General features: G+C 73.4%; 17 protein-coding genes and 1 pseudogene. 9 read left to right on the top strand and 9 right to left on the bottom strand.

The annotated features are described in order from the left end of the window. The first annotated feature begins 97 nt into the window (after positions 1-97). Both ACFYO9_RS14360 and ACFYO9_RS14355 read left to right on the top strand, forming a co-directional pair. Complete coding sequence (locus ACFYO9_RS14360) at positions 98-1,822, top strand: ABC transporter ATP-binding protein (protein WP_358773104.1); 1,725 nt, start codon at positions 98-100, stop codon at positions 1,820-1,822. 71 nt (positions 1,823-1,893) lie between these two features. Beyond that, complete coding sequence (locus ACFYO9_RS14355) at positions 1,894-3,744, top strand: ABC transporter ATP-binding protein (RefSeq protein ID WP_358773102.1); 1,851 nt, start codon at positions 1,894-1,896, stop codon at positions 3,742-3,744. On the opposite strand, the pseudogene ACFYO9_RS14350 reads toward ACFYO9_RS14355, so the two are convergent. Beyond that, a pseudogene (locus ACFYO9_RS14350) lies at positions 3,670-4,152 on the bottom strand (LuxR C-terminal-related transcriptional regulator); the annotation flags it as partial. The gene ACFYO9_RS14355 and the pseudogene ACFYO9_RS14350 overlap by 75 nt on opposite strands. A gap of 211 nt (positions 4,153-4,363) precedes the next feature. Continuing rightward, positions 4,364-4,984 (bottom strand): TetR family transcriptional regulator, encoded by a 621-nt coding sequence (locus ACFYO9_RS14345; protein ID WP_355808952.1) that lies wholly within the window; start codon positions 4,982-4,984, stop codon positions 4,364-4,366. 216 nt (positions 4,985-5,200) lie between these two features. Between ACFYO9_RS14345 and ACFYO9_RS14340 the strand changes: the two genes are divergently transcribed. Genes ACFYO9_RS14340 through ACFYO9_RS14330 form a run of 3 tightly spaced genes read left to right on the top strand, consistent with a single transcriptional unit; the run spans position 5,201 to position 8,447 of the window. Continuing rightward, on the top strand, positions 5,201-6,619 hold the full coding sequence (locus tag ACFYO9_RS14340; protein WP_358773100.1) for a glycosyltransferase family 4 protein: 1,419 nt from the start codon (positions 5,201-5,203) through the stop codon (positions 6,617-6,619). Continuing rightward, complete coding sequence (locus tag ACFYO9_RS14335; RefSeq protein WP_358704860.1) at positions 6,613-7,377, top strand: class I SAM-dependent methyltransferase; 765 nt, start codon at positions 6,613-6,615, stop codon at positions 7,375-7,377. Before ACFYO9_RS14340 ends, ACFYO9_RS14335 begins: the two co-directional genes overlap by 7 nt. Then, complete coding sequence (locus tag ACFYO9_RS14330; protein WP_358773098.1) at positions 7,374-8,447, top strand: prenyltransferase; 1,074 nt, start codon at positions 7,374-7,376, stop codon at positions 8,445-8,447. The genes ACFYO9_RS14335 and ACFYO9_RS14330 overlap by 4 nt, the downstream gene beginning before the upstream one ends. A gap of 134 nt (positions 8,448-8,581) precedes the next feature. Here the strand turns inward: ACFYO9_RS14330 and ACFYO9_RS14325 are convergent, their stop codons facing one another. Further along, a complete protein-coding gene (locus ACFYO9_RS14325) occupies positions 8,582-8,875 on the bottom strand; it encodes a hypothetical protein (protein ID WP_358773096.1) in 294 nt (97 codons plus the stop codon). A 123-nt stretch (positions 8,876-8,998) separates the two neighbouring features. Here ACFYO9_RS14325 and ACFYO9_RS14320 point away from each other — a divergent pair, with 123 nt between their 5' ends. Beyond that, entirely contained in the window at positions 8,999-9,577 is a 579-nt protein-coding gene (locus tag ACFYO9_RS14320) for a hypothetical protein (protein WP_355808968.1), read from the top strand. Between the two features lie 82 nt (positions 9,578-9,659). On the opposite strand, the gene ACFYO9_RS14315 is transcribed toward ACFYO9_RS14320, so the two are convergent. After that, a complete protein-coding gene (locus tag ACFYO9_RS14315) occupies positions 9,660-10,286 on the bottom strand; it encodes a TetR/AcrR family transcriptional regulator C-terminal domain-containing protein (protein WP_355808971.1) in 627 nt (208 codons plus the stop codon). A gap of 88 nt (positions 10,287-10,374) precedes the next feature. On the opposite strand from ACFYO9_RS14315, the gene ACFYO9_RS14310 reads away from it, so the two are divergent. Continuing rightward, positions 10,375-11,889 (top strand): FAD-dependent monooxygenase, encoded by a 1,515-nt coding sequence (locus ACFYO9_RS14310; protein ID WP_358773094.1) that lies wholly within the window; start codon positions 10,375-10,377, stop codon positions 11,887-11,889. Here the strand turns inward: ACFYO9_RS14310 and ACFYO9_RS14305 are convergent. The 5 genes from ACFYO9_RS14305 to ACFYO9_RS14285 form a co-directional block, all read right to left on the bottom strand. After that, on the bottom strand, positions 11,879-12,889 hold the full coding sequence (locus ACFYO9_RS14305; protein ID WP_358773092.1) for an LLM class F420-dependent oxidoreductase: 1,011 nt from the start codon (positions 12,887-12,889) through the stop codon (positions 11,879-11,881). The two genes, ACFYO9_RS14310 and ACFYO9_RS14305, sit on opposite strands and share 11 nt — an antisense overlap. 117 nt (positions 12,890-13,006) lie before the next feature. Next, positions 13,007-13,873 (bottom strand): hypothetical protein, encoded by an 867-nt coding sequence (locus ACFYO9_RS14300; protein ID WP_358704850.1) that lies wholly within the window; start codon positions 13,871-13,873, stop codon positions 13,007-13,009. A gap of 228 nt (positions 13,874-14,101) precedes the next feature. Beyond that, on the bottom strand, positions 14,102-15,118 hold the full coding sequence (locus tag ACFYO9_RS14295) for an N-acetylmuramoyl-L-alanine amidase (protein ID WP_358704848.1): 1,017 nt from the start codon (positions 15,116-15,118) through the stop codon (positions 14,102-14,104). A gap of 87 nt (positions 15,119-15,205) precedes the next feature. Next, positions 15,206-15,871 carry a class I SAM-dependent methyltransferase gene (locus ACFYO9_RS14290; RefSeq protein WP_358773090.1) on the bottom strand — a complete coding sequence of 222 codons (666 nt, stop codon included), beginning with the start codon at positions 15,869-15,871 and terminating at the stop codon, positions 15,206-15,208. Positions 15,872-16,029: 158 nt separating this feature from the next. Continuing rightward, a complete protein-coding gene (locus tag ACFYO9_RS14285) occupies positions 16,030-17,784 on the bottom strand; it encodes an MFS transporter (RefSeq protein ID WP_355808988.1) in 1,755 nt (584 codons plus the stop codon). A gap of 329 nt (positions 17,785-18,113) precedes the next feature. On the opposite strand from ACFYO9_RS14285, the gene ACFYO9_RS14280 reads away from it, so the two are divergent. Together ACFYO9_RS14280 and ACFYO9_RS14275 are read left to right on the top strand one after the other, a co-directional pair. Further along, positions 18,114-20,321, top strand: a complete 2,208-nt coding sequence (locus ACFYO9_RS14280; RefSeq protein WP_358773089.1) for an acyl-CoA dehydrogenase — start codon at positions 18,114-18,116, stop codon at positions 20,319-20,321. 25 nt (positions 20,322-20,346) lie between these two features. After that, entirely contained in the window at positions 20,347-21,534 is a 1,188-nt protein-coding gene (locus ACFYO9_RS14275; protein WP_358773320.1) for a lipid-transfer protein, read from the top strand. Positions 21,535-21,576: the final 42 nt, after the last annotated feature.

Here is a 21,576-nt window from a genome sequence, read left to right as displayed (position 1 = left end):
GGCACGACACGCGCCCCCTGCAAGGGTCACGCACCCGGCACGACCCCGCCCCCTGCAAGGGCCACGCACCCGACGAGGCGACGGAGACCCGCACCGCATGGCGACGACGACCACCCGCCCGCGCCGACCCGCCGCCGACACCCGCCTGCTGGGTACGGCGACCCGGTACAGCGCCGCCCGCTGCACGGCCCTCGCGCTGTGCGCCGTCGCGGGCTCGGGCGCGGCCCTGTTCCTGCCGTTCGCCATCGGCCACGCCCTCGACGCCGTCCTCACCGGCCACCTGACCGGACGGGACACCGACGCCACCCGCTGGATCCTGGTGTGCGCGGCGCTGATCACCGCGAGCGCCCTGCTCGACGCCGTCGACGGCGTCCTCACCGGCACCACCAACGCCCGCACCACCGCCTGGCTGCGCGGCCGCGTCGTACGCCATGTGCTCGCCGTCGGACCGCGCACCACCGCACGCTTCGCCCCCGGCGACCTCGTGGCCCGCCTCATCGACAACGCGGCCCACGCGGGCGTCGCGCCCGCCACCTTCGCCGCCCTGCTCGCCGCGCTGGTCACCCCCGTCGGCGCGGTGGTCGCGCTCGCCCTCATCGACGGCTGGCTCGCCGTCGTCTTCGTCCTCGGGGCGCCCGTCCTCTTCCTGCTGCTCCGCACCTTCGTCCGCGTCTCCTCCGACTGCGTCGCCCGCTACCAGCGCGTCCAGGGGGACATCGCGGGCCGCCTCGGCGAGGCGATCGGCGGCGCGCGGACCATCGCGGCCGCCCGCACCGAGGACAAGGAGGCGGCGCGCGTGCTGCGGCCGCTGCCCGACCTCAGCCACCAGGGCCACCGGATGTGGCGGGTCCAGGGCCGCTCCCAGGCCCAGGCCGTCGCCGTCGCCCCGCTCCTGCAGATCGCGGTCGCCGCCGTCGCGGGACACCTGGTGCTCCACCACCGCATCAGCGTCGGCGACCTGCTCGCCGCGTCCCGGTACGCGGTGCTCGCCACCGGCGTCGGCATGCTCGTCGGCCAGCTGAGCGGACTGGTCAGGGCGCGGGCCGCCGCGGGCCGCCTGGCGGAGGTCCTCGCGGAACCCGAGACCCGGTACGGGGAGGACCAACTGCCGCCCGAAGGCGGACTGTTGGAGGTGCGCGGGGTCAAGGTGAGCCGCGGCGGGCGCACCGTGCTCGACGGCGTCGACCTGACCGTGCCCGCGGGCGCCACCGTCGCCGTCGTGGGCCGCTCCGGCGCCGGCAAGTCACTGCTCGCCTCCCTCGCCGGACGGCTCGCCGACCCCGACGAGGGCGACGTACGCCTCGACGGCGTCCCGCTCACCTCGCTCAGCCGCACGGAGCTGCGCCGAGAGGTCGGCTACGCCTTCGAACGGCCCGCCCTGCTCGGCGGGACCCTGGAGGGCACGATCGGCTTCGGCGCCCCGCGTCCGACCCCCGCCCGGGTCCGCGAGGCCGCCCGCGCCGCCCGCGCCGACACCTTCGTCACCCGCCTCCCCGACGGCTACGCCACCCCCTGCGCCGACGCCCCGCTCTCCGGCGGCGAGGCCCAACGCCTGGGCCTGGCACGGGCGTTCGCGCGCGGCGGGCGGCTGCTCATCCTCGACGACGCGATGTCGAGCCTCGACACGGTGACCGAACACCACATCGCCGAGGCGCTGCTCGCCCACACCCCGCACCGCAGCCGCCTCGTCATCGCCCACCGCGCGGCGACCGCGGCCCGCGCGGACGCGGTGGCCTGGCTGCACGACGGCCGGGTCCGGGCGGTGGGCACCCACGCGGAACTGTGGCAACGGGCCGAGTACCGGGCGGTGTTCGGCGCGTGAGGTCCTCGCCGTCCGGCAAGCGGGCGCCGTCCGGAGCGAGCGGGGTGCCGCGCGGCCCGTACCGCCGTGGCGTGCGGTTCCTTCTGCGCCGTTGGCCGGTCGTGGTGCGGCTCGCGATCTGGTCCGTCCTGGAGACCGGACAGACCTTCCTCACCGGGTACGCCCTCGCCCGCGCCCTGGACGACGGGTTCCTCGACGGGCGCGAGGCGGTCGGCCTCGGCTGGCTTGGCGCGGCCGCGCTCGGCGTGCTCGTCGCCGCGTACGGCACCGGTCAGGTCTACCGCGCCGTCGCCGACCTGGTGGAGCCGTTGCGGGACACCCTGGTGCGGCAGGTCGTCGGGCGGGGGCTGCGCGAGGCGGACGGCGCCGCCGTCTCCCGGCTGACCCAGCAGGTGGAGATCGCCAGGGACACCTTCGCGGGCCTGGTGATGGTCTCCCGGTCCTTCGTCTTCACGGTGGCGGGCGCGCTCGTCGGACTGTTCTCGCTGGACCCGCGCCTCCTCCTGGTGGTGGGGCCGCCGCTCCTCGCCGGCATCGGCCTGTTCGTGGCGACGCTGCGCCCGCTGGCCCGGCGGCAGGAGGAGTTCCTGGTCGCGGACGAGCGCCTCGCGGGCCAACTGGGCCTCGTCTGCCCGGGGTTGCGGGACGTCGCGGCGGCCGGCGCGGAGGGCGACGTGGCCGACGACCTGGGCCGGGGCGTCGAGCGCGAGTACGCGACCGCGGGCGCCCTCGCCCGCTGGGGCGTCCTGCGCACGGCGGCCCTCGCCGTCGGCGGCCAGCTCCCGCTCGTGCTGCTGCTCGCCGCGGGCCCCTGGCTCCTGGACCGGGGCGTCTCCCCGGGCGCCCTGGTCGGCGCCCTCGCCTACGTCACCCAGGCCCTGCTGCCCGCCCTGCACAACCTGGTCCACGGCCTGGGCGCGAGCGGCTCCCGGCTGGCCATCGTCCTGCGCCGCCTGACGTGGGACCCGGCCCCCGAGTCCGCGCCCGAGCTCGCGCCCGCGCCCGAGTGCGGCGACGAGGCGGACGCCCACACCCCCGCCCTCCACGTCTCCGGCCTCACCTTCGCCTACGGCCCGCACGCCGAGCCCGTCCTGCGGAATCTGGGGCTCACCCTCGCCCGCGGCGAGCACCTCGCCGTCGTCGGGCCGAGCGGCATCGGAAAGTCGACGTTGGCCGGAATCATCGCAGGGCTCCTCGTGCCGGACGCGGGTGACGTGCGCGTCGCCGGGCTGCCGGTGCGGGGCGCGGAGGCGGTGGGGCGGCGCGTCCTCATCCCCCAGGAGGCGTACGTCTTCACCGGAACGCTCCGCGACAACCTGTGCTATCTGCGGGATCCGCGGACGGATCCGCCCGGGGAGGACGAGCTGCTCGCCGCCGCCGAAGCGGTCGGCCTGGCCCCGCTCGTGGCGCGGCTCGGTGGCCTCGACACCCCGCTCGTACCCGCGGAACTCTCGGCCGGTGAACGGCAGTTGATCGCGCTGACCCGCGCATGGCTGTCGCCCGCGCCGCTGGCCCTGCTCGACGAGGCGACCTGTCATCTCGACCCGGTCGCCGAGGAGCGCGCCGAGCGGGCCTTCGCGGCCCGCCCGGGCGGCACTCTGGTGGTGGTGGCCCACCGCATCAGTTCGGCCCGCCGTGCCGACCGCGTCCTGGTGATGGACGGAGCGCACGCCCTGTGCGGGCGGCACGACGAGCTGTTGGAGCGTTCGCCTCTCTATCGGGACCTCAACGGCGCGGGCGAGTGGGGGGAGGAGGGCGCCGCCTCACACCCACCCCTCGCCCTGCGAGATCCGTATCGCGTCGATCCTGTTCCGCGCCCCGGTCTTCCGGGTGATCGCGGCCATGTAGTTGCGCACCGTTCCGTTGGACAGATGGAGGCTGTTGGCGATCTCGGCGACCGACGCACCCCCGGCGGCGAGTGACAGCACACTCAACTCCCGTCGGGTGAGCGGCATCTGCGCCGCCTTGAGAAAGCCGAACCCCAGCGAGTCGTCGACGTACCGACGGCCCGCCGCCACCTGTCGTATCCCCGCGAGCAGCCGTTCCGGCGGGCTCGCCTTGTTCACATAGCCGAGTGCGTCCGCCTCCGCCGCCCGCCGCAACTGCCCCGGTCGGTTCGCGGTGGTGAGCACCAGCACCCGGCATCCCCTCCCCAGTGCCGAGGGCCCCGTCAGCTCGCCGAGCGGGGCCCCCGCGTAGGTCGCCTCGTCGTCGAGGTCGACCACACATAAGTCCGGCCGCACGCTGCGTTGACGGCCGCGCGCCTGCGACCACGGCGCGTGGAACACCTCCAGATCCGGCTCACGGGCGAGTTGTTCCGCCAGAGCCATTCGCAGTAGACAGGCGTCGTGCACGAGAAGGACCCGGATCACGCTCTTGCCCCTCCAGCTCCCCGCTCCGGTTGCTCCGTTCAAGCACGCAGAACATTCATAGCGGTGAGTACCCCCGTCGTGACGCTGAGAACTGGCCAAGGGGGGGTTCGGGGGCGCATTTGCCATACGACTGTGCGCCCCCTGTGCCCCGGACGGGAGGGCGAGACGATTACGTCCGCGGATCCACCGTGAGGTCGATGAGCCGGCACACCGTCTCGATGTCGATCTTGACCTGGGCGATCGAGGCGCGCCCGGAGAGCCAGGTGATCAGGGCGGAGTGCCAGGTGTGCTCGATGACCCGCACCGCGGAGAGCTGCTGCGCGGTCGGCGTCTCGGTCAGGCCCATCGCGTCCAGGATGATCGCCGTCGTCAGCCGCGAGACCGTGTCGACCTCCGGGCTCACCGAACGGTCCGCGAAGGTCAGGGCCCGCACCATCGCGTCGGCCAGGTGCGGCTCGCGCTGGAGCGCGCGAAAGGCCCGCATCAGCGTCTCGGAGACCCGCTCGGCGGGCGTCTCACCGGCCGGCGGCCGCTTCCGGATGGTCGTGTGCATGTGCTGCAGCTGGTCCTGCATGGTGGCCACCAGCAGATGGACCTTGGAGGGGAAGTAGCGGTACAGGGTGCCGAGGGCGACGCCGGCGGCCTCGGCGACCTCCCGCATCTGCACGGCGTCGAAGCCGCCCCTGCTGGCCAGTTGGGCGCTGGCGTGCAGAATGCGACGGCGGCGCGCCTCCTGGCGCTCGGTCAGGGCCGGCGCCGCCGGGTTCGCCGCCTTGGCATCCGCTGTCATGTCGTGGCCCCTTTTGGAAAACGCCTCCCGAGATCGCACAGCATGGCAGGGAGCCCGTCGTGGCGCGAATCACCTGATCCGGGCCGTACACCTCGCCTACCTGCCGGTAGATTCAGAGCTCGTTCAGCGATCATTCAGCGATCAAGTCTGAAACTTGTTCTAGATTACCGTCCCGGCGTAACCTCGCGGAGAACCGCAGGAAGAAGGGGGCCGAGAGTGACCGCTGAGGCCATGGAGGCAGGCCCCCGAAAGGGCTCTGACGGGGGCGGCGAGCGTCCGCTGCGCATCGCCCTCCTCACGTACAAGGGGAACCCGTTCTGCGGGGGACAGGGCGTCTACGTACGCCATCTCTCGCGCGAACTCGCCCGGCTCGGCCACAGCGTCGAGGTGATCGGCGCCCAGCCCTACCCCGTCCTCGACGAGGGCCCCGGCCTCGAAGGGCTGCGCCTCACCGAGCTGCCGAGCCTGGACCTCTACCGCTCGCCCGACCCCTTCCGCACCCCCAGGCGGGACGAGTACCGCGACTGGGTCGACGCCCTCGAAGTGGCGACGATGTGGACCGGTGGCTTCCCCGAACCCGTCACCTTCAGCCTGCGCGCCCGGCGCCATCTGCGCGCCCGGCGCGGCGAGTTCGACGTCGTGCACGACAACCAGACCCTCGGCTACGGCCTGCTCGGTGACCTCGGCGCGCCCCTGGTCACCACGATCCACCACCCCATCACCGTCGACCGGCGCCTTGAGCTGGACGCCGCGCCGGGCCTCAAGCGCCGCCTCTCCGTACGCCGCTGGTACGCCTTCACCCGCATGCAGAAGCGCGTGGCCCGGCGCCTGCCGTCCGTGCTCACCGTCTCCGGCAGCTCGCGCCAGGAGATCGTCGACCACCTCGGCGTCCGCGACGACCGCATCAGCGTCGTCCACATCGGCGCCGACACCGACCTCTTCTCGCCCGACCCGTCGGTCCCCGAGGTGCCGGGCCGGATCGTGACGACGTCCAGCGCCGACGTACCGCTCAAGGGCCTGGTCCACCTCATCGAGGCGCTCGCCAAGACGCGCACCGAGAACCCCGCCGCCCACCTCGTCGTCGTCGGCAAACGCGCCGAGGACGGGCCGGTCGCGCAGGCCATCGAGCGGCACGGCCTCGCGGGCGCCGTCGAGTTCGTCAAGGGCATCACCGACGCCGAACTCGTCGACCTCGTCCGCTCCGCGCAGGTCGCCTGCGTCCCTTCGCTGTACGAGGGGTTCTCGCTGCCCGCCGCCGAGGCGATGGCCACCGCCACGCCGCTCCTCGCCACCACCGGCGGGGCGATCCCGGAGGTCGCGGGCCCGGACGGCGAGACCTGCCTCGCGGTGCCGCCCGGCGACGCGGGGGCGCTCGCGCACGGCCTGAACCGGCTCCTCGGCGACGCCGCGCTGCGGGCCAGGCTCGGCGCGGCCGGGCGCGCCCGGGTCCTCGAACGGTTCACCTGGGCCCGCGCCGCCCAGGGCACCGCGGAGCTCTACCGCGCGGCGATCGACCGCTCCGCCGCGGGCGGCGCCGCCCCCGCGGCCGGGCGCGGCCTCGCCCTCCCGTCGGCCGCGGCCACGGCCGCCCCCGAAGTTGCAGGACCTCACCACGAAAGCAGGGCCACGTGCTGACCGTCGACTTCACCCGCTTCCCGCTCGCCGCCGGCGATCGCGTGCTCGACCTGGGCTGCGGCGCGGGCCGGCACGCCTTCGAGTGCTACCGGCGCGGCGCCCAGGTGGTGGCCCTCGACCAGAACGGCGAGGAGATCCGCGAGGTCGCCAAGTGGTTCGCCGCGATGAAGGAGGCGGGCGAGGCGCCGGCGGGCGCGACGGCCACCGCGATGGAGGGCGACGCGCTCAACCTGCCCTTCCCCGACGCCTCGTTCGACGTCGTGATCATCTCCGAGGTCATGGAGCACATCCCCGACGACAAGGGCGTCCTCGCGGAGATGGTGCGCGTCCTCAGGCCCGGCGGCCGCATCGCCGTGACCGTCCCGCGCTACGGCCCCGAGAAGGTCTGCTGGACCCTCTCCGACGCCTACCACGAGGTCGAGGGCGGCCACATCCGCATCTACAAGGCGGACGAGCTGCTCGGGCGGATGAGGGAGGCCGGGCTCAAGCCGTACGGCACCCATCACGCGCACGCGCTGCACTCCCCGTACTGGTGGCTCAAGTGCGCGTTCGGCGTCGACAACGACAAGGCCCTGCCGGTCCGCGCGTACCACAAGCTGCTGGTCTGGGACATCATGAAGAAGCCCCTCGCGACGCGCGTGGCCGAGCAGCTGCTCAACCCGGTCGTCGGCAAGAGCTTCGTCGCCTACGCCACCAAGCCGCACCTCCCGAAGGCCTCGGCCGGCGCAGGCGCGGACACGGCGGCGGGCGCCAAGTGACGAGCCCCGAGCGGACCGAACACCTCGTCCTGCCCGGCGTCCTGACGGCCGATCAGGCCATGGCGACGGTGCGCGGCATCCTCGCCGTGCAGCGCGAGGACGGCGCCATCCCGTGGTTCCGCGGCCACCACCTGGACCCGTGGGACCACACCGAGGCGGCCATGGCGCTGGACGCGGCCGGTGAGCACGCCGCCGCCGAGCGCGCCTACGACTGGCTCGCGCGCCACCAGAACCCGGACGGCTCCTGGTACGCGGCGTACGCCGACGGCGATCCCGACGACGTCACCGACCGCGGCCGCGAGACCAACTTCTGCGCCTACCTCGCCGTCGGCGTCTGGCACCACTACCTCTCCACCGGCGACGAGGCGTTCCTGGACCGCATGTGGCCCGCCGTGGTCGCCGCCGTCGAGTTCGTCCTCGCGCTGCAGCAGCCCGGCGGGCAGATCGGCTGGAAGCGGGAGGCGGACGGCACGCCGGTGACCGACGCGCTCCTGACCGGCTCCTCCTCCATCCACCAGGCGCTGCGCTGCGCGCTCGCCGTCGCCGAGCAGCGTGACGAGCCGCAGCCCGACTGGGAGTTGGCGGCCGGGGCGCTGGCGCACGCGATCCGCTGCCACCCCGAGCGCTTCCTCGACAAGGACCGCTACTCGATGGACTGGTACTACCCGGTCCTCGGCGGCGCGCTGACCGGCGCGGAGGCCAAGGCCCGCATCGAGGAGGGCTGGGACCGCTTCGTGGTGCCGGAGCTCGGTGTGCGGTGCGTGGTGCCCAACCCTTGGGTCACCGGCGGTGAGAGCGCCGAACTCGCCCTGGCCCTGTGGATCCTCGGCGAGTCCGACCGCGCCCTGGAGATCCTGCAGTCCATCCAGCACCTGCGCGATCCGAAGTCCGGCCTGTACTGGACGGGTTACGTGTTCGACGACAAGGCGATCTGGCCCGAGGAGCTCACCACCTGGACGGCGGGCTCACTGCTCCTCGCGGTGGCGGCCCTCGGCGGCGACGAGGCAACCTGCACTGTCTTCGCCGGCGACCGCCTGCCGCGGGGCCTGGCCCCGGACTGCTGCGGCTGACGCTTCGTGGGGCGCGGGGGAGTCCGCGGGCCCGGACGTGGCCGGTCGCGCAGTTCCCGCGCCCCTTATGGGGCCGACTTCGGCCCGGCCGCACAGGCCTTCGCGCTAAGCCGGGGTGAATGTGACGCCGCCGTTCAGTAGCGGCGCAGGCGGCCTGCCAGGGCGTGGCCGATCAGGAGGTAGACGACGGCGGCCAGGCCGTAGCCGGCGACGACCCGGGCCCAGTCCTCGTCGAAGGTGAACAGGTCGTGGGACCAGCCGGCCAGCCAGCGGGCCACGTCGTGGACGAACTGGACGAGGTCGTTGGCGCGGTTCGCGTCCAGGAGGTACATCAGGATCCACAGGCCGAGTATCGCGGCCATGATGTCGGCGACGAGCGCTATGACCCGTCCCGCGGTGCTGCCGTGGGAGTGCCGTGTGGGAGACATAAGGACCGTATACCGGGGAGTTCCCCCTTGAAACCCGTACGGGCCCGCTCCGCTGGCGGGGGTGCGACGGCCGGGTGAGGCTGCGGGAAGGACCGTCTCGTCCGGCGGCCCGCCCGCTCTCGTATGGAGGCCGTTCCCGTGCTCAGCCCCGTATCCGTGCGCCGTGCCGGCGTCTCCCTCACGCTCTGCTGCACCCTGCTGGCCGGCGCCACGGCCTGCGGCAGCAGCGACGAGAAGAAGACCGCGTCCGCGTCCGCGCCGTCCGCCAGCAGCAGCGCCGACCAGCACGAGAAGCAGAAGTTCGCCAAGACCCGCTTCGTCGCCAACGCGGGCCTCGCCGCCGGCGCGACCTACCAGTGGATCGTGAAGCCGTTCCGCGCCGGCAAGTTCAAGAAGGGCGCCCACGGCCGCAAGTTCGCGCTCGTCAAGGCGGGCCTCGCGGGGGCGTTCACGTACAACCGGCTGAAGGCCGCGACGAAGAACGCGCAGGGCGACCCGACCCTCGCCAAGGCGGTGGCCCCGCTCACCTCGGGCATCGACGCCCTCAAGGACCTCCCGTCCAAGCTCCGCAAGGGCGAGGGCACGGACTCGGTCGTGAACTCCTTCGACGGCATCATCAAGGACGTCAAGGGCGCGGGCAGCAGCGCGGGCGCGGAGGTCAAGGACAAGGTGCCGTCGGCGGGGGAGCTCAGCAAGGGATGAGGTCGCCGCCCTGCCGCCCCGCGGGCCCGGGGGAGGGGCGGCAGGGAACGTTCGCCGGCGTCACTCGGGACGTTCGCCGGCGCTACTCCGGCAGGCGGGCGAGGATCGCCTCGAGGCCGAAGGCGAAGCGGCTCTCGAAGGCGCCGTGCCGCAGGTGCGCGGCGACCCGGTGCAGCGCCGGATACGTACCCGCGTCCACGGCACGGTCCAGCCGGTGGTCGCCCTCGTCGGGAGCGGCCTGTTCCTCCTGGACGAGGCCCAGGAGGAAGTAGATGACCGTCCACGCCGTCCAGGCGGCCTGTTCCTCGTCCGCTCCCGCTGCCAGCAGGGCCTCGACGAGGCGGTCGGCGAACCGCAGGGTGTGCGGCTCGGCCGCGTAGGTCCCGGTCACCAGCGCGGCGCCGTCACGGTGCGCGAGCAGCGCCCGCCGGTAGCGGTGAGCCAGTTCCCGTACCCGCTCGCGCGGCGGGGCGGGCAGGTCCGCGCAGTCGACCTCGCCCACGATCGCGTCGGCCATGAGCTCCACCATGTGCGCCTTGGTCTTCACGTGCCACAGGACGGTGTTCATGCGCACCCCGAGGGTGTCGGCCACCGCCCGGGTCGACAGGCCCTCCCGTCCCCGGTCCTCCAGCACCCGGAGTGCGGCGTCGATCACGGCCGCGCGCGTGAGGGGGCCCGCGGCGTCTTCCCTGCCTTGCTTCTTGGTCACTGACCTAGTTTACTTCGCCGTACGTCTTGGTCACTGACCAAGAAGCGCTGGGCAATGCGCAGGGCGAACTGGGTGAAGGGGAAGCACCATGACCGAGCAGGCATCGAATTACGACGTCGTCGTCGCCGGAGGCGGGCCCGTGGGCCTGTGGCTGGCCGCCGAACTGCGCCGCTGCGGAACAACCGTCGCGGTCATCGAACAGCGCACCGAGCCCGACCCCCGCTCGCGCGCCCTGACCGTGCACCCCCGCACCATCGAGACGTTCGCCTCCCGCGGCGCGCACACCCCCTTCACCACCGAGGGAATGCCGCTGCCCGGCGGGCACTTCGGGGCACTGGACGCCCGCCTCGACTTCCGCCGCCTGCCCAGCCCCTTCCCCCACACGCTGGTCCTGCCGCAGCAGCGCACCGAGGAGCTGCTTGAGCGGCAGGCCCGTGAACTGGGGGCGACCGTCCTGCGCGGTCACGAGGTCACCGGCCTGAGCGAGGAGCCCGACGGCGTCCGTGTACGGATCCGCACCCCCGAGGGCCCCTCGACCTTGGCGGCGGCCTACCTGGTGGGCTGCGACGGTGCCCGCAGCACGGTGCGCGACGCGGCCGGCATCGACTTCCCCGGCACCCCGTCCACCGTGCTCGGCTGGCTCGGCGACGTCGTCCTCGACGAGCCCCCGGCCCCCGGCCGCGGCTGCTTCGGCCCGGCCGGCACCCTGATGGCCGCCCCGATGCCCGGCGGCCTGCACCGCCTCGTCGGCCTCACGCCCCGCGACATCACCACCACCTGGCCCGGCGACCTGACCCTGGAGGAGCTGCGCGAGAACGTCATCTCCATGGCCGGTACCGACTTCGGCATGCGCGACCCCGTCTGGCTCTCCCGCTTCGGCAACGCCACCCGGCTCGCCGCCCGGTACCGGAAGGGCCGCGTCTTCCTCGCCGGCGACGCCGCGCACCAGCACTTCCCCGCCGGTGGGGTCGGGATGAACGTCGGCATCCAGGACGCCGCCAACCTCGGCTGGAAACTCGCCGCCACCCTCAACGGCTGGGCCCCCGACACGCTCCTGGACACCTACCACGCCGAGCGCCACCCGGTCGGCGTCGACCTCACCGAGACCAGCCGCGCCCAAGTCGCCCTCATGACCGCCTTCACCCCGGAAGGGCTCGCCCTGCGCGGCCTGCTCAGCCAACTGATCACCGCCCTGCCCGAGCTCAACGACCGGCTCGCGGCGCAGGTCAGTTCCCTCTCCGTCACCTATCCGCCGGGCACGTCCGACGCTCGCCAGCTGACCGGCACCCGCGCGGGCGACCTCGCCGTCGGCGACAGCGGCCTGTTCGCCCTGTTGCGTGCCGACGGCTATCTGCTGCTCGACCTCACCGGCAGCCCGGACCGGCGCCTCCACCACCTCGCCCGGCGCGGCCTGCGCGTGCACCCCGGCACCCCGCACCTGCTCCCGGACGACTGGTCCGGCATACGCGCCGCCCTCGTCCGCCCCGACGGCCACGTCGCCTGGACCGGCGCGGACAGCGACGACAGGGCGCTCGTCGACGACCTCACCGCCGTCCTCGCCACCACCCACCGGGAGGGGCCGACGGCAGCCGCTAGGAGTTGAGCTCGGCCAGGACCCGCAGGGTGTGCGGATCCGGCGCGAGCACCAAGAGGTCCGTCACCGGGCCCGCACGCCACAGTTCGAGCCGCTCGGCGACCCGGGCGCGCGGGCCCACCAGGGAGATCTCGTCGGCGAAGGCGTCCGGCACGGCCAGCACCGCCTCCTCCCTGCGCCCCGCGAGGAAGAGCTCCTGGACGCGCCGGGCCTCCGCCTCGTATCCCATGCGCGCCATCAGGTCGGCGTGGAAGTTGCGCGCGGAGTGCCCCATGCCGCCGATGTAGAAGCCGAGCATCGCCTTGACCGGCAGCAGGCCCTCCGCGACGTCGTCGCAGATCTTCGCCCGTGCCATGGGGGCGATGGTGAACCCCTCCCGCAGGCCGGTCAGCGACGCCTCGTAGACGTCCGTGCGCAGCGGCGACCAGTACAGCGGCAGCCAGCCGTCCGCGATCCGCGTGGTCTGCGCGATGTTCTTGGGGCCCTCGGCGCCGAGCAGAATCGGCAGATCGGACCGCAGGGGATGGGTGATCGGCTTGAGGGCCTTGCCGAGTCCGGTGCCGTCCTCGCCTGCGTACGGGTGGGAGTGGAACCGTCCTGCCAGCTCCACCGGCCCCTCGCGGCGCAACACCTGCCGGATCACCTCCACGTACTCCCGCGTCGCGGTCAGCGGTGATCTCGGGAACGGCCGCCCGTACCAGCCCTCCACCACCTGCGGCCCGGAGAGCCCGAGGCCGAGCATCATCCGCCCGCCGGAGAGGTGGTCGAGGGTGAGGGCGTGCATGGCGGTGGTGACGGGGGAGCGCGCCGCCATCTGTACGACGGCGGTGCCGAGCCCGATCCGCGAGGTCTGCGCGGCGATCCAGGTCAGCGGAGTGAAGGCGTCCGAGCCCCAGGCCTCGGCGGTCCACACCGAGTCGTAGCCGAGCCGCTCGGCCTCCTGGGCGAGGGCGACATGGCCGGGGTCGGGGCCGCGCCCCCAGTAGCCGAGTGCGAGCCCGAGCCGCATAGGCCTGCCTCCCTGATGAACTGACGGTGCGTCAGATGCGGTGTGTAGGGGAGGGACTGTACGACAACGGCCCCCCGCCCGGAAGGGCGAGGGGCCGCGGTACCGCGATGCGTGGGATCAGCCGCGCTGGATCCCCGTGGTGTCCTGCAGGACGCCGCGACGGCCGTCCTGCGTCTGGGCCACCAGGCCGGGGCCGCGCTGCTCGACGGCCAAGTACCAGGTGCCGGGCGCCAGTTCGGCGATCGGCGTCGGTGAGCCGTCCTCCGCGTACAGCGGACGCGGCACCGGCACGGCGAACCAGAACGGCGAGAAGTCACCGGCCGGCTGCGCCTGCGCGGGCGGCGGGGTCTGACCGGCCTGCGGCTGCGGCTGCTGCCCGCCGAAGGACTGGCCCTGCGGCTGGCCCGGCTGGCCGCCGTAGGGCGCGCCCGGCTGCGGCTGACCCGCGCCGGCGCCCGGGTAGCCGTAGCCACCCTGCGGCTGGCCGCCGTAGGGCTGCGGGGCCATCGGCTTGGGGCCGCCCATGAGGGGGGCCTTCAGGGCCGGGACGAGCAGGGTCGCGACCGCCGCGCCGGCGAGCACCAGGGCGGCGATCAGGCCGAGGATGAGGCCGATACCGGCCTCGGGGCCGTCGCCGCGGGCGCCGAGAAGGTCGAAGTAGAAGCCGTAGGACTGGTCGGCGTCGAAGATCGCGCCGAGCGAGCTCCACGCGGCGGCGATGGCGAAGGCCACACCGAGCTGGCCCAGGTCCAGGCCCACGACCTTGCGCGGCTGCGGCAGCGCGCGGCCGATGACGATGAGTACCGCACCGATGATGCCCAACAGGTAGACGCTCATCAGGAGGTTGCCGTTTTCCCAGGCGTTCGGCAGCTTGTCGCTGTCGGCGCCGTCGGCGTCAAGGGTGTCGAGGAACGAGGCGATGAAGAGCAACACCGCTGCTCCGATCACCACGCCGTCGCCTCGAGTGAGGGAGCGGAAATTCACTTCAGGTCCTTCGTCAGTCGTCTCGTCAGTGGAGGCGTCGCTGTCGCCGTAGTCGCGTTCGTGTCGCGGTGCGCGAAGCGCGGGGGTGGCCCCTCATCGTAGGGAGGACAATATCGTCCGCACCCACGGGGTGTCTGCTCGGGATAAAGACGTGCACGCTTCGATACGAAGACGTTCACCGTCCGCCCCTGATCGCGTTCACGCTCACCCCCCGATGGCATTCGTGCGCTACCTCCGAAGGAATCCCGAGATTCCCTCATTGATCCCCTGCGCCGCCTTCTGCCGCCACGCGCCACTGGTCAGCAGGGCCGCGTCCTTCGCGTCCCGCATGTTGCCGCATTCGATGAACACCTTGGGAACGGTGGAGAGATTGAGGCCTCCGAGGTCCTTGCGGGTGTCGAGACCGGTGCCACCGCCCACGTAGTTCGAGGGGGCGCTGCCCGTCGCGCTCACGAACTTTCCGGCGATGCGCTCGCCCAACTCCTTGGAGGGGGCGACGATCGCGGAGGTGTCGGCGGCGCCGGACTTCACCTTCGCGGGCAGGATCACGTGGAAGCCGCGGTTGCCCGCCGCGGAGCCGTCCGCGTGGATGGAGATCACCGCGTCGGCCTTCGCCTGGTTGCCGATCCGGGCGCGCTCGTCGACGCACGGGCCCCAGGGGCGGTCGCCGTCGTGGGTGAACTTGACCGTGGCGCCCTGCTTTTCGAGGAGGGTGCGCAGCTTGCGTGCGACGTCGAGGGTGAAGGTCGCCTCGGTGTAACCCCCGTTGGTGGACGTGCCCGTGGTGTCGCACTCCTTGCGGTTCGTCCCGATGTCCACCTGGCGGTTGATCTCGCTCGGGTGGCGGAAGTTGCCGGCGTTGTGGCCGGGGTCGACCACGACGACCTTGCCCTTGAGCGGGCCGTCGGCGGCGGGACCGCGCCCCGGCGACTTCGTAGTCGAATCGTTGTCGGCGCCGTCCGCGCCCTTGCCGTCCTTGTCCTTTTCCTTCCCCTTGTCGGGCTTCTCGGAGCCCGAGGGGGAGGCGGGGGCTGACCCGGAAGGGGTGCCCTCGCCGGTGGACGCGGAGGACGAGGCCGGCAGCGCTCTCGCCGGGTCGCTCCCGTCCGGCCCACTGGTGGCCTGGTAGACGAGCCAGCCCGCGAGGCAGGTCGGCACCAGCGCGGCGACGGCCACCGTCAGCGGACGGCCGATGCGGCGCTTGGGCGGCTGGGAGGGATCGAATTCCGGACCTACGTACGACACGGGAGCGAGCCTATCCGCGCGGCCCGCCGCCCGCGCCCGTTGAGGTCAGATGGGGGACCCCTCCGGTCCGGGGAGGGGGACGAACCGTCAGATCCCCGGCCCCGTCCGGCGCAGCACCCGCAGCGACCCCGCCACCGCGACCTCGGTGAACGCGCCGGACCCCAGGGCCCGCAGGTACACCCGGTACGGCGCCTGCCCGGTCATGATGTCGACGGGGTCGGGGAACACGTCGTGGATGACGAGCAGTCCGCCCTCGGCGACGTGCGGCGCCCAGCCCGCGTAGTCGGCCGTGGCGTGCTCGTCGGTGTGGCCGCCGTCGACGAAGACCAGCCCGAGCGGGCCGCCCCACGCCTTCGCCACCTGCGGCGAGCGGCCGACGATCGCGATGACGTGGTCCTCCAGGCCCGCCTTGTGCAGCGTGCGGCGGAAGGTGGGCAGCGTGTCCATCCGTCCGACCTCGGGGTCCACCGTCTCCGGGTCGTGGTACTCCCAGCCGGGCTGCTGCTCCTCGCTGCCGCGGTGGTGGTCCACGGTGATCGCGGCGACCCCGGCCTGCCGGGCCGCGTCGGCCAGCAGGATCGTGGAGCGCCCGCAGTACGTGCCGACTTCGAGCAGGGGCAGGCCGAGCGCCCCGGCCTCGGTCGCCGCCGCGTAGAGGGCGAGCCCTTCGTCGTCCGGCATGAAGCCCTTGGCCTCCCGGAACGCGGCGAGGACCGCCGGCTTCGGCGTGGGCGTCGGGTCGGCGGCGGCCATGGGTTCCTCCGGGCGGTGCGGGTGGGTGCGGGCGGACACGGGTGCGGGCGAGCGCGGGTGTGGCGTGCTCGCGGGGCGCCCATGCTGCCGCACGCCGCCCCCGCCCGGTCGGCCGGGTCGGGGGCGGCGGGTCACCCGTGCGCTCGCGCGACAGGCTGTCAGGCCGGGACGTCGGTTCCCGCGGCCGCGACGTCGGTTCCGGCGGGCAGGGACAGGTCCAGCTCGACCGGGCGGTTCTGGCCGGGGTGGGCCGCCGCCGAGGCCAGCGGGCCGTGGCCGGTGGCGCGGACCGCCAGGACGTACGAGCCGTCGCCGGGTACGTCGAGCGCGTACCGGCCGCCCTCGTCGGTGAGGGCGGTGCCCGCCTGGCGCCCCCTGCGGTCGATCAGTGTGACCTTCGCGCGCGGGACGGGCGTCCCGTCCGCGTCCCGCACCAGGCCGTGGAAGCCGGCGAGCGCCCGCACCGCGCGCTCCAGGTTGGCGTCCTCCTCGCTGCTGGCGCGCAGCTGCGTGGTGGCCGGGCGGCGCGCGGAGGGCAGCATGAGGGCGAAGAGCAGGCCGACGACGACCGCGCCCGCGGCGATCAGGAACGAGACGCGGAAGCCGTGCATGGTGGGGACGGCGACGCCCCCGACGTGGTCCGCGGTGTTGGCGAGGACCATGCCGATCACAGCGCTCGACACCGACGTGCCGATCGACCGCATCAGGGTGTTGAGGCCGTTGGCCGCGCCCGTCTCGGACGGGTCGACGGAGCCGATGATGAGCGCGGGCAGCGAGGAGTAGGCGAGGCCGATGCCCGCGCCGAGCAGCACCGCGATGATGATCGTCTGCCAGGCGGCGCTCATCAGGCCGAGGCCTGCGCCGTAGCCGATCGTGATGATCAGCATGCCGAGGATGAGGGTCACCTTCGGGCCGTACTTCGCCGACAGGCGGGCGTAGACGGGCGCCGTGAACATCATCGTCAGGCCGAGCGGCATCACGCACAGGCCCGCGACGACCATGGACTGGCCGAGGCCGTACCCGGTCGCGGTCGGCAGCTGGAGCAGCTGGGGCAGGACCAGCGAGACGGCGTAGAAGGCGACGCCGACCATGATCGAGGCGAGGTTGGTGAAGAGCACCGAGCGGCGGGCCGTGGTACGCAGGTCCACAAGGGGGGCCTTCAGGCGCAGCTCCATCACGCCCCACAGGACGAGGACGACGGCCGCGGCGCCGAAGAGCCCGAGCGTGATCGGCGCGGACCAGCCCCAGTCGCTGCCCTTGGTGATCGGCAGCAGGAACAGGACGAGACCGGCGGAGAGCCCGATCGCGCCGAGCACGTCGAAGGTGCCCTCGGCGCGCACCGGGCTCTCCGGCACGAAGACGAGGGTCAGCAGGATGGAGAGGACGCCGAGTCCGGCGGCGCCGAAGAACAGCGCGTGCCAGTCGGCGTTCTGCGCGGTCAGCGCGGCGACCGGCAGGGCGAGGCCGCCGCCGACGCCGATGGAGGAGCTCATCAGGGCCATCGCCGAGCCGAGCTTCTCGCGGGGCAGCTCGTCGCGCATCAGGCCGATGCCGAGCGGGATGGCGCCCATCGCGAAGCCCTGGAGGGCGCGGCCGACGATCATCACGACGAGATCGTCGGTGAAGCCGCAGACCAGCGACCCGACGACCATCACGGCCAGGCTGGTGAGCAGCATCTTCCGCTTGCCGTAGAGGTCGCCGAGGCGGCCCATGATCGGCGTGGAGACGGCGCCCGCGAGCAGGGTCGAGGTCATGACCCAGGTGGCGTTCGACGGCGAGGTGCTCAGCAGCTCCGGCAGGTCCTTGATGACCGGCACGAGCAGGGTCTGCATCACCGCGACGACGATGCCTGAGAAGGCGAGTACGGGGACGACTCCGCGTATGCCGCGTGGGTGGGTCGTCGACATCGACATTGCTTGGGGCCTCCGGGCAGGAAGAGGGCTCGGCAGGAGCGCGTGGGGCGGGTACGTGTAGCTCGAACCCGTATCCCGGGGCGACTATTCCGACGGATGTCGTACGAGGGGAAGTCTTGACCTTCTGTTGACCGTTTCATCACCGGGGCGGGCGGGGGTGCCGGCGCGACGGGAGGGGTGGCCGCCGGGGCGCGAGCGGGTGCCGCGCACCCGGCCTTTTGTCCGGCCCTCCAGCCGCCCCCCATCTGACCCCCCATCTGACCTTCCGTCAGATTGGAACGTGTTCTACTCTTGCGCCGTCCCGGCAGCGGCTACCGGCGAGGATGCGCATGGGGATCGGAATCACGCGGGAACAACGGGAGTTGGCGTCGGCCGTACGCGGCTGGATCGCGCGCGCCGTACCGCCCGAGGAGGTGCGCCGACTGCTCGACGCCGTACCGGAACCTCCGCCCGGGGCGAGCGGAGGCGGCCCGCTTCCCGGTCGCGGCCGGCCCGCCCACTGGGACGGGCTCGCCGGGCAGGGGCTCCTCGGGGTCCACCTTCCCGAGGAGTACGGCGGCGGGGGCGGGGACCTCCTCGACCTGGCCGTGGTCCTGGAGGAGGCCGCGCGCGCCGCGCTCCCCGGACCCCTCGCGGCCAGCTCCCTCGCCTCGCTGGTCCTGCACCGCGCGGGCGCCGGGGAGGCGGTCGCGGCGCTCGCCGACGGCACCCGGATCGGCGCCGTCGCCCTGGACGCGGGCACGCTCACCGCCGTCGCCGGGCCCGACGGCTACGTCCTGGACGGCGCCGCGCCACCCGTCCTCTCCGGAGGCGAGGCCGACCTGCTGGTCCTCGCCGCCGCGTCCGCCACGGGCCCGCTCTGGCTGGCCGTCGACGCCGACGCGCTCACCGTACGTACGCACGAGAGTGCCGACCCGACCCGGCCCACCGCCGACGTGAGCGCACGGGCCGCGCACGTCCCCGCGGACCGGGTGCTCGCCGTGGACTCGGCGACCGTCCGCGACCTGGCCGCCGCCGTGCTGGCCGCCGACGCGTGCGGCACCGCGGCCTGGGCGCTGCACACGGCGGCCGAACACGCCAAGGTGCGCGAGCAGTTCGGGCGGCCCATCGGGCAGTTCCAGGGCGTCAAGCACCTCTGCGCCGACATGCTGGTCCGCGTCGAGCAGGCCCGCGCCCTCGCCTGGGACGCGGCCCGCGCGGCGGACGACCCCCAACTGCCCGCCGACGTACGGGGACTGGCCACCGCGCTCGCCGCGGCCACCGCCCTGGACGCCGCGTACTCCTGCGCCAAGGACTGCGTGCAGATCCTCGGCGGCATCGGCTTCACCTGGGAACACGACGCTCACCTGTATCTGCGCCGCGCGGTCGTCGCACGGCAACTGATCGGCGCGGGCGACGGGCACCGGCTGCGCGCCGTGCGGCTCGCCGAGGGCGGCGCCCGGCGCGAACTGCGCCTGGAACTGCCGGAAGAGGCGGAGGCGTACCGCACCCGGGCCCGCGCGGCGATCGCCCCCGCCGTCGGGCTCGACCCGGCCGCCGCCCGCAAAGCGCTCGCCCCCACCGGCTACGCGGCCCCGCACCTGCCCGAACCCCACGGCCTGGGCGCGGGGCCCGTCCAACAGCTGGCCATCCAGGAGGAGTTGAAGTCCGCCGGCGTCCGGCTCGCCGACCTCGGCATCGCCACCTGGGTCGTCCCCTCCCTCATCGCGTACGGCACCGACGAGCAGCGCGCCCGCTTCCTCGCGCCCACGCTGCGCGGTGAGTTGCTCTGGTGCCAGCTCTTCAGCGAGCCCGGCGCCGGCTCCGACCTCGCCGCACTGCGCACCCGGGCCGAGCGCGTCGAGGGCGGCTGGCGCGTGAACGGGCAGAAGGTGTGGACGAGCGCGGCACAGTGGGCGGACCACGGCATCCTCCTCGCCCGTACGAACCCGTCCGCGCCGAAACACCAGGGCCTGACGTACTTCCTCGTCGACATGAAGAACACCCCCGGCATCGACATCCGCCCGCTCAAGGAGATCACCGGGGAGTCCCTCTTCAACGAGGTGTACTTCGACGACGTCCTGCTCCCCGCGGACGCGGCCGTCGGACAGGTCGACGACGGCTGGCGCGCCGCCCGCCACACCCTGGGCAACGAACGCGTCCACATGGCCGACCAGGTGGCCTTCGACACCGGACTCGAAGCGCTCATCGCCCGCGCGGGCGAGCTCGACGGCGCCTGCCGGGCCCGCGTCGGCGCGCTCGCCGCGGAGGCGCACGCGCTCGCCTGCATCGGGCTGCGGACCACGATGCGGCAGGTGGCGGGGGCGGAGCCGGGCCCGGGAGCCTCCGTACGCAAACTCGTCCAGACCCCGCACCAGCAGAAGGTCGCCGAACTGACCCTGGAACTCCTCGGCCCGGCGGGCGCGGTGCGCGAGGGCCCGGGCGAGCGCGCGCTGCACGGCTTCCTGATGTCGCGCTGCCTGACCATCGCGGGCGGCACCACCCAGGTCCAGCTCAACGTCGTCGCCGAGCGGATCCTCGGCCTGCCCCGTGACTGAACCACCGGCCAGCGAAAGGGACATGATGAAGGCGTACGTCGTCGGCGTCGGGATGACGAAGTTCGAGAAGCCCGAGACGCGGGACTGGCAGTACTGGGACATGGCGAAGGAGGCGGGCGACAAGGCCCTCGCCGACGCCGGGATCGGCTACGAACAGGTCGAGCAGGTGCCCGTCGGCTACTGCTTCCAGGCCTCGACGGCCGGGCAGCGGGCCGCGTACGAACTGGGTCTGACCGGCGTCCCCGTCTACAACGTCAACAACAACTGCGCGACCGGATCGACCGCGTTGATGATGGCGCGGCAGTTCGTCGAGGGCGGCCTCAACGACTGCGTCCTCGCGCTCGGCTTCGAGAAGATGGCGCGCGGATCGCTCGGCGGCGGGGGAGAAGGGGACTTCAAGACCTCGCCGGTCGCCCGGCACTACGGGATCATGGCGGAGCGCCACGGCTTCGAGATGACCCCGCCCACCGCGCAGATCTTCGGCAACGCGGCCCGCGAGCACATGGAGCGGCACGGCACCACCGAGGCCCAGCTCGCCGCGGTCGGCGCCAAGAACCACCGGCACTCCACGAACAACCCGTACGCCCAGTTCCAGGACGCGTACACCGTCGACGAGGTCCTCGCCGCCAGGACGATCCACCGCCCGCTCACCAAGCTCCAGTGCTCCCCGACGTCCGACGGCGCCGCGGCGGCCGTCGTGGTCTCCGAGCGGTTCGTGGAGCGGCACGGCCTCGCCGGGCGGGCGGTGGAGATCGCCGCCCAGGCCATGACCACCGACACCGCCGAGTCCTTCGCCTCCGGCTCGTGCATCGACGCCGTGGGCCAGCCGATGTCACGGGAGGCGGCCCGCCAGGTCTACGAGACGTCAGGGCTCGGCATCGAGGACGTCGACGTCGTCGAGCTGCACGACTGCTTCTCGATCAACGAACTCCTGACGTACGAGGCGCTCGGCATGTGCGCGCCGGGCGAGTCGGGAAAGCTCGTCGAGAGCGGCGCGACGACGTACGGCGGGCGGTGGGTGGTCAACCCCTCCGGCGGCCTCATCTCCAAGGGCCACCCGCTGGGCGCGACCGGCATCGCGCAGGTCGCCGAGGTGACCTGGCAACTGCGCGGCGAGGCGGCGGCCCGGCAGGTCGAGGGGGCCCGGGTGGGCCTCGCGCACAACATCGGGCTCGGCGGGGCGGCGGTGGTGACGATGCTGCGGCGGCCCTAGGGCCTGGTGGGACAGGGGAGGTGGTCCTAGTCCCGACGGCCG

Source organism: Streptomyces sp. NPDC005863, from assembly GCF_042871345.1.
GTDB lineage: Bacteria > Actinomycetota > Actinomycetes > Streptomycetales > Streptomycetaceae > Streptomyces.
The sequence above is the reverse complement of the archived record's forward strand: the minus strand, read 5'-3'. Positions and strand labels throughout refer to the sequence as shown.